Source organism: Kamptonema animale CS-326, assembly GCF_028330895.1.
GTDB lineage: Bacteria > Cyanobacteriota > Cyanobacteriia > Cyanobacteriales > Microcoleaceae > Kamptonema > Kamptonema formosum.
In genome coordinates this window covers 1-1,652 of record NZ_JAQMUA010000475.1, presented here as the reverse complement: position 1 = coordinate 1,652, position 1,652 = coordinate 1, and the positions used below count along the sequence as shown (strand labels likewise).

Below are 1,652 nucleotides of genomic sequence, written 5' to 3'. Positions count from 1 at the left end.
TCTTTACCGCGCTTGTTGGCGGCGTTACGAGTTTTGCGTAAGTCCTAAATAGAATGTACGCATTTTTACAAAAATACGTCATTGTCAGGGTTCCTCCATTATCTTTTTGGGGCTGAGATTGCTAACTGATAACGGATCTACTAAGCTTGGTTTACAATGAGAAACAATCTCTGCCTCAGTCTCGATACTTTAAGACATTCGATACCATAACGCACCATGCCATCTAAAGAAAAAAGTATTTATGAGGGCAGTTGATGATTTTTTGATTAGATTAGAAGTTAAGGCCTGTGTATTAAGATTGAGGTATCCAGCCAGAAAAGCCGATGAATGTAACTTTAAAGCAATTAACTTTATATCTAGCCTTGCTGTCGATCGGCGGTGGTGTGGGCTGTTTGGGCAGCCGCTACCTGCAAGCAGGAAATCGTCCCGAAGAGTTAGTTTTGCCAGTAGTGCGGCAGCAACTCCCTCCTTATCTGCCACCTCAAGCTCCAGAAAATAAAATAATTGAACGTACCAACTCTAACTTTATCGCTGAAGCTGCGGAAAAAGTTGGCCCGGCTGTAGTCCGCATTGATGCCACAAGCAAGATTTCTTCTCAAGTGCCTGAAGCTTTCAAAAATCCGCTATTTAGGCGTTTTTTTGGAGACAGTTTGCCCCTACCTGAAGAGCGAGTCAGGCGCGGTACTGGGTCTGGGTTTATTCTCAGAGATGATGGTCGTATACTTACTAATGCTCACGTGGTTTCTGGAGCTGATACTGTTAAAGTTACGCTTAAGGACGGTCGGGAGTTTGAGGGTAAGGTGCAGGGTGTAGATCCGCTTACGGATGTGGCAGTGGTGAAGATTAATGTCAAGGGGTTGCCAACAGTGACGATGGGCAGCACTGATAATATTGTTACGGGACAGTGGGCGATCGCGATCGGCAATCCTTTGGGTTTAGACAATACGGTGACAGTTGGCATTATCAGCGCAACTGGCCGCACCAGTTCTCAAGTAGGCATTCCTGATAAGCGCGTGCGCTTCATCCAAACTGACGCGGCTATTAACCCCGGCAATTCTGGCGGGCCGCTATTAAATGACTCTGGCGAAGTAATTGGCATTAATACTGCCATTCGTGCTGATGCTCAGGGTTTGGGGTTTGCGATCCCGATTGAAACTGCTAAGCGAGTTGCGGATCAGTTATTTGCTAAAGGGAAAGCGGATCATCCCTATTTGGGAGTTCAAATGGTCAATTTGACTGCGGTTTCTAGAGAAGAACTAAGCCAGCAGCTCAACGTCAAGATTGTCGCCGCCAACGGTGTCGCGATTACGCGAGTCGTGGAAAAATCCCCAGCCGCGATCGCAGGTCTTCTCCAAGGAGATATTATTCAAAAAATTGATGGCGTTGCAGTTAATACTCCTGGTGAAGTCCAAGAGCGCGTAGAAGCCAGCACTATTGGTCAAGAGCTACAAGTAGAAGTGAATCGAGAAGGTAAGGTTCAGAAACTTAAGGTAAAACCTGCTGCTTTCCCGGCGGCCGCTAATTCACCTGGGGGGTGATGGGGAGCGGGGGAGATGGGGAGAAGCTTAATCAATTAAAAATTAAAAATGCAAAATTAAAAATTGTGGGATTTAATTTTTAATTTTTAATTTTTAACTTTTAATCCTCGGAGG

Annotated in this window: 1 protein-coding gene; it reads left to right on the top strand. The window is 45.6% G+C overall.

The window, feature by feature from the left end; all coding sequences use genetic code 11:
* Positions 1-323: 323 nt before the first annotated feature.
* Positions 324-1,538 carry an HhoA/HhoB/HtrA family serine endopeptidase gene (locus tag PN499_RS27815; RefSeq protein ID WP_272036645.1) on the top strand — a complete coding sequence of 405 codons (1,215 nt, stop codon included), beginning with the start codon at positions 324-326 and terminating at the stop codon, positions 1,536-1,538.
* The last annotated feature ends 114 nt before the right edge of the window (positions 1,539-1,652 follow it).

Bases quoted from the DNA above. Each gene is read 5' to 3' on its own strand.
- PN499_RS27815 (WP_272036645.1), top strand. From the start codon at position 324: ATGAATGTAACTTTAAAGCAATTAACTTTATATCTAGCCTTGCTGTCG.